At 55.2% G+C, this 8,884-nt stretch carries 6 protein-coding genes and 1 pseudogene; all 7 read right to left on the minus strand.

The window, feature by feature from the left end; genetic code table 11:
• Positions 1-110 precede the first annotated feature (110 nt).
• Positions 111-536, minus strand: coding sequence for a transcriptional repressor (locus Q0C48_RS11360; protein WP_291524425.1), 426 nt, complete (start codon positions 534-536; stop codon positions 111-113).
• Between the two features lie 66 nt (positions 537-602).
• The gene (locus tag Q0C48_RS11365) at positions 603-1,694 is read right to left on the minus strand and encodes an FAD-dependent oxidoreductase (RefSeq protein WP_291524427.1); all 1,092 of its coding nucleotides are present in this window, start codon (positions 1,692-1,694) and stop codon (positions 603-605) included.
• A gap of 18 nt (positions 1,695-1,712) precedes the next feature.
• Positions 1,713-5,276, minus strand: coding sequence for a translocation/assembly module TamB (locus tag Q0C48_RS11370; protein ID WP_291524429.1), 3,564 nt, complete (start codon positions 5,274-5,276; stop codon positions 1,713-1,715).
• Positions 5,273-7,003, minus strand: coding sequence for a BamA/TamA family outer membrane protein (locus Q0C48_RS11375; protein WP_291524431.1), 1,731 nt, complete (start codon positions 7,001-7,003; stop codon positions 5,273-5,275). Before Q0C48_RS11375 ends, Q0C48_RS11370 begins: the two co-directional genes overlap by 4 nt.
• Before the next feature lie 289 nt (positions 7,004-7,292).
• Positions 7,293-7,556 (minus strand): hypothetical protein, encoded by a 264-nt coding sequence (locus Q0C48_RS11380; protein ID WP_291524433.1) that lies wholly within the window; start codon positions 7,554-7,556, stop codon positions 7,293-7,295.
• Positions 7,557-7,710: 154 nt separating this feature from the next.
• On the minus strand, positions 7,711-8,082 hold the full coding sequence (locus Q0C48_RS11385) for a D-alanyl-D-alanine carboxypeptidase (RefSeq protein ID WP_366937046.1): 372 nt from the start codon (positions 8,080-8,082) through the stop codon (positions 7,711-7,713).
• 82 nt (positions 8,083-8,164) lie between these two features.
• Positions 8,165-8,884 (minus strand): annotated as a pseudogene (locus tag Q0C48_RS11390) (MFS transporter); the annotation flags it as partial.

Genomic DNA, 8,884 nt, shown 5'->3' on the forward strand with positions numbered 1-8,884 from the left:
AACCCACGACCCGCTGATTAAGAGTCAGCTGCTCTACCAACTGAGCTAACAACCCGAAGGACCCGTATTATAGGAATTTTTGACGAGAAGGCAAGTGCTGACGCCGTGCTTTAGTGGGCCGCGCGTTGCCGCAGTCGGATCACCACCTCGACTTTTTCCACCTCAGTCTCCGGTGGTAGCTCAGGGATCTCGCTAATTTGCAGGGCAGATCCAGGGATATCCTGGAGCTCTCCAGAATCTACATAGTAGAAATGATGATGAAGGGATACGTTGGGGTCATAGAACACCTTGCCGGGCTCTACAATCACTTCGCGCACCAGCGCGTGATCGGCGAACAGGCCAAGTGTGTTGTAGACGGTCGCCTTCGATACTACGGGATAATCCGCATTGACGCGCTGCATGATCTCTTCAGCGGAAAGATGCGCGCAAGAGGAGAAGAGCACATAGCCAATCTCTACCCGCTGACTTGTTGGGTTGACGCCCGCGTCGCGAAGCACTTCCAGTACACGTTGCTTGTTCCAGTCGTTATTTTCCAAGGGCGGCCTCGCTTTAATTTTAAACTGGTTATAATTGTAGCGCTAATGCACCATCAGTAAAAGACCTTACTGTGTTGGCCTCGGTGTTAGAACTGCATAAGGGTTAATATCCAATGGTGGTGGCGTCTCCGTCAACAAGGACACCAGGATGTCGGCGGTCGCGGGCGCGTTGGTAAGTCCGTAGCGGAAATGACCAGCGGCGACAAAGAGCCCCTCCCAGCCGGGAAGGCGGCCGATATATGGAATACTATCCTGGCTTCCTGGACGCAATCCAGACCATTGCCTGAGGATCGGAGCCTGCGCCAGATCGGGAAATACACTGGCGATAAAGGCCGAAAGTTCTTCTCGCGCTTCATTCGTGGTCGACTTATCAAAGCCTGCAAGTTCACTCGTACTGCCGGCTAGAATCAGTCCGTCCCGTCGCGGTACCAAGTAATGATTATCGCGCATCAACATCGTATCGAGGACTCCGGGTTTGCCCTGAAGCAGGAGCATTTGGCCGCGCACCGGAATGATGTCCAGGTGAATGCCTGTTTCCTCGAGTATTTTTCCGCTCCAGGCACCGGCGGTCACGATGGCCCGCTCCGCGGGGATAAAGCCGGTGGTGGTTTCTACGCCTTGCAGCCGTTCGCCTTGCTTACGAAAGCCGGTGACTGCCGTGTTTTCATACAAAACGACGCCCAGTTGGCGACAGCGTGCGGCCATTGCCGCCAGCAAGCGGGGATTCCGCACTTGTGCGACCTCCGGGCACCAGAGTGTTTGGGTCTCTCCTGCAAGCCCTGGGCGCCAATCCAGCCCCCACGCGGCGCCCCAAGCCAGCACATCATTTGGGATTTTCTCGTGCTCACCCTCCACAATAAGCAAGCCGGAGGGTATCCATTCAGGATCAATGCCAGTTTGCTCCAGCAACGTGGAAGTCAGGGAGAAATAGCGTTGCATACTATACAGCGCGAGACGCAATAGGGCAGGGGGGTAGTGCCACGGATACAATGGGCTCAGGATGCCCCCACCAGCCCATGATGCCTCCTGACCGATATGACCTTGATCGAGCACTATAACCCGCAGACCGGCCTCTGCAAGCTTAATCGCACTGACTAAGCCAATCGCGCCGCCGCCAATCAGCAGAATATCCGTTTGCACAGGGGTTTCAGCAGGCATCTAAGGTCACCATTAGTCTTAAAAATCAATTCGGTAAAATATATTGGCGCCATTCTGGGTACCGCTCTCCGTCTGTAGTTCGATGTGGCGGGAAACTCGGTAGCGCAAGCGTGCCACAGTACCACTACCCAGTACGGATTGTCCGACACTGAGATAAATATCGGGGGTAAGATAATGGCCCAAGGTGACCATGGCACCTGCCAAGCCCGAATCACCATTGGAACTTACGCCAACGTCAATGCCGCTGCTACTCAGACTATCGCCGAAGACTGCGGCGCGGCTGGCAGAAAAGAGCGTACCCGCAGCAGCGGAAAGCAGCGCATTCTGACTGGTGAGACCACTGCTCGGTGTGCCCAGCACGAGATAAGAGAGGATATCTGTCTGCGACAGGGAGGGTTTGGAGTAGAGCGCCACCTGGGGCACTTGTAGTGTACCGGTGACTTGTACGCCAGCCTCCACGGGGGTGTTGTCCACTGCGAAGCTAGAGGAGCTTTTGATGGTGCGTACCGCCAGCACGTCCAGGTTGGCTTGGTTCGCCGCACCGTGGAAAAGGATGGAACCACGCTGGAAGGTAAGAGTGTGCCCATAAATCGCATAATGGCCATCCACCATGCGCAGTGTGCCATCGACTTGCGGACTTTGGCCATCGTGTATTTCTACTGCGAGACTACCTACCAGCCGGGCACGCAGCCCGCCGATGACGACTCTCGCATCGTCCCCGAGGGTTACATGCACATTAACACCCAGGGCAGGACCGCTGCTTTTGTGCTCTTTTTTCACAAAAACGACGTCACCCGAGGGCTTGGGTCCGCTGAAATCCGTACCCAATATACGCAGGCGATCAGTGTGTATATTTCCCTGCACGTCAATTTTTTTCAGGTTTCCGGAAATGCTCAGGTCGGGGCTGACCGCAGCTTGTACCTGCGGCAGATTGAGCGCCGTGAAGTTCTTCCCAGTGACGTGGAGCGTAAAGTCATTCGCCTGCTGAAGTTGGACGATGCCTGTCCCGGATATCTGGCCCGAGCCGGAGCCGGCTTGTAGTTGAGTGATTCGCAACTCTTTTCCATCTCCCACGAGTTGTGCACCCACGTCACGAACATCCAAACCCGCCTGCGGGACGAAAAAGCCCAGACCCTGGAGTTGTGCTGTACCAGTCCACTGCGGATGCGCCCAGGTACCCAGAACCTGGGCGTCTATCGTCCCTTGACCTTGCGGCCGAATCCGCAAACTCCCGACGGGGAGGGCGGCAAAAAGTGGTGCACCTACATGCGCCTTTATAACCCCTTGTAGTGGGGCATTGGCGTCCCAGTGCCAGGGCAGAGCGAGTGTCGCGGGGCTGTGGACGGTCACCTGGGCATTACCCCAGTCATTGACAAGACCAAGGTCAGCTGCAAGCGAGAGGTCTTTGGGCAACCAACGGAGTTGACCGGTAAACCGCTGCAGAGAGAGCGTATGCGACGTGCCCGCCTGCCGCCACTGCAATTGGGTTTTCTGAAAATCCCAATGGCCTTCCGCTTGGCAAACTCCGTGACACTGCGCTTGCAGATGCGCATTCAAAAAACCATGGAGCGATGCATCCTCCGCCTGCGCGAAAAAATCCAGAGGTAGAGATTGCAAATCGAGTCCCAAATCGGCCTGGTTGGTGGCGGGATTGTAGTGACCTTGCGCGGTAATCCGGGCAGCATGCGCATCGGCGAAAGCCATTTTGCTGAGCGATGCAGCACCGTTGGCCCATTGCAGAGTGGCTGGGTGGAGTAACTGCCAGTTTCCCAGAGGGATGCTGGTCAGTGTGGTCTTCTCCAATTGCAGTCCCCACGCACCGGCCTGATGAGACACCAGCCCGGTGACGGACAGACGGCTTTGTGGCCATTGCGCGTCCAGTCCCATCGTAAAACGTGTTAATGGTCCTTGCGCATGGGCCTGCAGATCAATGCGGTGGCCAGCGTATGCCAGTCCCTTTACATTGATCATAGCCTGCAAGGCGTTCGTGGCGCGAAGTTCGGCCTGTGTTTTCAGTGTATTGATCTTTACACCACGATAGGCAAGCCCTTGTCCGGTGCCCTGGATTTCTCCAGTCCACTGCGCCTGAGGCCGCGCTACCCAACCCTGAATCAGACTCTTACCCTGGGCACCGGGAAGCAAGCCCTGCCACTGCGCCACGTTGAGGACGAAATGCAGACGTTGTTGTAAATTACCTTGGGCGCTCAGGCTTACACCCGGACCAAAAAACTGGGCCTTTTGCAGATCCCACGCACTCCCTGCGAAGTGCACCAAGGCCTCGCCCTGTAAGGTTTGGCGGTAAAGCTGGCTAGGCAGCAATTGCAGCCGCACATCACCCGTGATCACTTTGGAAATTTGGGTGGCGTTGACGGTCAGGTCCCCGGAAAAAGTGCCCGGTACCTGGGCCATAATGCGCTGTGTTTGCAGGCCCCTGAGCCGGACCTGTCCGGTAACGGTGAGTTGCGGCCGCCACCGGACGGTCAGCACCGAAGGCAGCAGATCCGCGCCCAGCAGCTTGCCTGCATAATTGTATTGCAGGCTTTGGCGATTGCCGTTCACATTGCCTTGAATACCGCCGAATTTGGGATCACCGCGCAGCGCCAGTTGTCCTTGATAACGCTGGATGTTCCCCCGCAAATTCAAACTGACGGCCAACGCACCCACCGGTAACGTGCTCAACCATGCGGGCGGCGCTTTTGCCAGGATCTGCTCGAAGCCGCCACTGATCTGGTAACTCCCTGCGGTATTGCGGGGCAAATCAAGGCGCCAATGCCCCTGTGCGGGTTTCTGGAGCGCAGGATTACTGAGCTGTAGTGACTGGAGCAAAATCTGCTGTGGAGAGATTTGCGTTATACCGCTCAAAGTCGTCAGTTGCTTGTTGTCCTGTACCTGAATATTCAGGGGGCCGCCAAATGTCTGGGCCGAAATGCCGTGCCAGTGTGCTTCCCATTTTACGGTCAACGGGTTGGCGGCATTGCCTTGTCTCCATACACCCAGGCTTTGCAGCCCGCGCTCGCCCATTTGCAGGTCTGTCGTAAGCTGGAGTCTGCCCTGGGGCATCTCCGCCGACAGGTTTTTGACGTGCAGATTGCCACGCTGCCAGGCCAGCTCGGAAAATGTCGCCTGGGAGAGGACGAAGGACTCCTGCGTTCCTTGCCATATATGCAGGTTCGTACAAGTAACCGGGCTCAGTTTCAGGTCGATGAGACGGGTCCACAGGGGCAATGCGGGCCAGCGCAAATGAATAGGGCTGGGTTTGTCAGAGGGCATCGGCAGGTGCAAATCGGCCTGGTGAAGCTGAAGATCGGCAAAGTCGACTTCTCCCCAGAGCAAATGGGCAGGATGCAAGTGCCACTGCAAAGATCGCGCGCGAAAGCGCATGTCCGCACTATGCCAGGAAATGCCGGAAAGCTGCATCTTGCCAGTAAGCGAGCCCTTTACCTGTTTGACCTGTAAGTTGGGGACCTGCGCTAACGCCCACTGTGCTCCGTGGCTGGTAGTGAGCAGCCAGACCAGGACGGTGGCCAGCGTGATCAGGATCAGCAGCACACTTGCAATAATGCCGTGGCGGACGCGTATCACAGGCTGAAACCTACCGAAAAGGCGATGCGGACTGCGGGCGTTTGCGGGGCAACCAAGGGATGCGCCAAGTCAAAGCGTATGGGTCCGACTGGGGAATACCAGCGCACGCCTAGCCCAACATCTTGAAGCGCATGGAAACTGGACCAACTGTTGAAAGCATTACCCACATCATAAAATGCGACGACAGCCCAGTCTTTAGTGACAAAGCGCTGAATATCGAAGCCACCAACGGCAAGGAGACGCCCGCCTTCCACCGCACCATCCACAGCCAATGGTCCCTGCGATTGATAGGCATAACCGGGCAGGCTATTTTGACCACCCGCGAAAAATCGCAGATTGGGTGGTAATTCGCTGATGGACCCGGTTAACCACATTGCCCCCAGCTTGGCGCGGGTGCCAAGGACCCAGTTCTGACTCAAGCGCTTGCGCCATTCTCCCTGGGCACTGAAGCGGATGAAATTCGCATCGCTACCCCATACCTTGCTGGCACCCTCAATCCTAGCCGTCAGTGTGTAGCCGGCTATGGGGCGCAAAATATCGCGGAAATCCTGCATGCTGTACTGTACGGAAGGATAAATATAAAAGCTGTTATTAAATTGCCCAGCCACATTGTAGTTGGCTTTCTCAGAATTGATTAATGCCTCTATGGTTGCACTTTTGCTAAGACTATTTTCGCTGCGCAATGACCACTGTCGACCAGCACTGGCGAGGATTTCGTTACTGTTATAGGCGGTCAGATTTTGATTCTGATAACTGGCTTGAGCAATATATTCAGATCCTAGTCGCGCACCAACCGGCCAGCTGTAGGTGACGCTGGCATTGCGATTCAGTTGCGCCGCCAAAATGGAAACGCGGACATGCTGTGCTTGATCAAAAGCATTATAATTATCGTAGATAATTGCCGCGTTTGGCCCAATATTAGTGCTGTAACCTGCGCCTATTTTTAGATGCTGTGCCGACATGCTTTTCAAATCGACGGTAACGGGTATGGCGTCGTTTTTTGCTTTATCCAGATCGCTAGTTACTGAGATATCGGAGAATCGGTCGGCGTTGCGCAAATTACTCTGGGTGACGGCCAGCGAATTGGGCGAATACCAGTCTCCAGCCTTGAAAGAGAGGTACCGCTGAATGAACCAACGCGGGTAGTGTTCCGCACCGGTGATTGTAATATCCCCAAAGCGGAAGCGGGGTCCGGTATTGAGCCACAAGTAAATATCAGCCCAGAATTGGTCACGATCCATACGGATTTCATGACGCGAATAATCAGCACGTGTGTAGCCGCGCGCGTTGAGGAACGAGAGGACTTTGCCTTTCCATTCCTCATAGGCAATCTGATCAAGAATATCTTTTTCGTGTAGTGGAAATTGGGTAAATAGCTTTTGTAAAGCGGTTAGATCGTGGCCTACGCCCGCCGATTTCAGGTCGATTTGGCGAACCAGGATGGGCCGCCCGAGAGTCACGGAGAAGATGATGAGATATTTCCCATGCGCGCCCTTTTCACTGCGCTCCGTCCAACTCGCGCTATAGTAGCCGTAGGCTTCGAGCGCATCCTTGAGGCGCAAACTCGCTGACATCTCCGTTTCTTCCAAACGGTCCGCCAGCGACTCGAGAACCACGGAGGGGAGGGCATGGGCAAGCTTCTCCACTAAAGGCCCAGAAACCCCATCCACCAAAAAATGTACGTCGTCGGCGTCAGCCGCTCCGCAGGACAGCAGCGAAGCGCCCAACCCTGCAAGCAATAAGCCACGGCGCAGGTTGCTCAGGCGATGTCGCCTCGCCTTATTATCCCGCCTGACTGTGCCCAGAAGACCTCCTGCCCTTAGCTGCCATCCACTTTTGGATATCACGCCACAAAGAACGCGTCGGAGCAAGGTAAACAGTGCCGCTCACAGCGTGATGATTTACTGAGTTTAGCATGATTCAGGAGGTGGCAGGCGCAGGTGAGGGGTGCGCAGAGCAGCACCTTAACCTCTTGACGGGGTCAGGCAGTGTTGGGGAAGGCCTGTAGGAAGGCAGTCATCGACGGATGTTATCAAAAGGCGGACGTGGATGATGAATCTCCCGATAGTCGGTGACCACGATGTCCGTATGCATCCCTTTGCGCATTTTCCGCCGTTGCCACCAGAGGAAAAGCATCCCGCTAGCCCCGAGTATGGCAACGGCGATGACCGCAAAAATAGCGAAAAAGAACAGACCGACCAGCAGGACCATGCTCACCATCACCGCGAGCAGGCGCACCCACCACGAACTTCGACTACTGAATGATTGATAGTAAGTCATTACGCTCCCTTGAAATTTTTACAGTGTTAAGTATACGTTCAGACCTTGATCCAAGGTCTGAAGTTCATTTAGGGCTGAACTTAGATTGTTCCCCCGTTGCGGTCACGAATATAACTTTACATAATAAGTATTATGCGAATCAATAAAACATGTTCTACCTGCCCATACTTGAGCGGCAAGCATCCGCGTAGGATAACATGGGGTCATCCCGCACCGTTTGCGTAATAAACGGAAAACGTCGGCTGGAGAGATTAGGGTCACCGCCACCCAGTAAAATTAACGGCCCTTGCACCACACCATCATCGACGGTCCGGGCCAATATCCGGGTTTGCTGGTGAGATTCCGGCCCAAATTCATGCAGGATATACGCAGTGGTTAGGAGCGTTGCCGTGGATGCAGGCAGTTGTCTATGATTTGCCTGCACGCTTAGTGCCGGCCTGCCCTTTTGCATATCCTGAATCAAAATACTCCATTGACCATCGTCGCCAAACTGTGCTTTTGCCTCGTTATGGCCGGTACCGGCCATACAGCCGTACCCAGCCTTTATCCCATCTCCACAGCCTCTTGTCTGAATTCATTCTTTCGCCCCCTCTTTATTTTGTATGAAATTATTCGGTCTTCCCCTCCGGTGAGTCCGGTGCCGGTATGAACTCCTGACGATCTGTAAACAGGACCACAGGCATACGCAGCGCCAACCACAAACTGGGTAGTGCCGCTGCAAATGCCAGTAGAAAAAATTCCACAAATCCCACCCGTGCCGCGAGAAAACCACTAAACCCGCCGACAACCGTGGTTGCCACGGACATCAGGGCGGAGCCGATAGCAAAGTGCGTTGCCTGATAGCTACCCTGACAACGCTGCATGAGGAAGACCATCAAAACGGCGGTGCCGAGACCTGCCGCCGCCTGCTCAAAAGCCACTGTGACGCCTACCCACCAGACAGACGGCGTCGCCCAGGCCAGCCATGCATAGGCCGGAATTGCCAGAGATTGAATTAATGTCAACGGTAGCAACGCGTGGCGCAAACTCCATCGGGATATGATGATACCGCCCAGCAAAGCGCCTCCGATAGTCGTCACCGTTCCTACTGTTCCGGTGAGGATGCCGCGCGCCACCAGGCCATAGCCCAGATGGTTGAGAAATGGCGTTACCATCGCAGACATCATGGCGTCGCCAGCGCGGAAAAGCAGGATAAAGGCCAGAGCCCAGAGGATTCCCGGTTGCTGCATGTAGGTGGAGAAAGCTTCGCGCACGGCGTACCAATGCTGCCCTTTGTGGCTCGTGGGTGCGGGTGGTGATGGAAGTATACGCTTATGAAAAGCCGCCAA

Origin of the sequence: Acidithiobacillus sp. (assembly GCF_023255755.1) — a bacterium.
Lineage (GTDB): Bacteria > Pseudomonadota > Gammaproteobacteria > Acidithiobacillales > Acidithiobacillaceae > Acidithiobacillus.

Coding starts and splice junctions, on each gene's coding strand:
- Q0C48_RS11380 (WP_291524433.1), bottom strand. CDS start 7,556: ATGACTTACTATCAATCATTCAGTAGTCGAAGTTCGTGGTGGGTGCGC.
- Q0C48_RS11365 (WP_291524427.1), bottom strand. CDS start 1,694: ATGCCTGCTGAAACCCCTGTGCAAACGGATATTCTGCTGATTGGCGGC.
- Q0C48_RS11385 (WP_366937046.1), bottom strand. CDS start 8,082: ATGGCCGGTACCGGCCATAACGAGGCAAAAGCACAGTTTGGCGACGAT.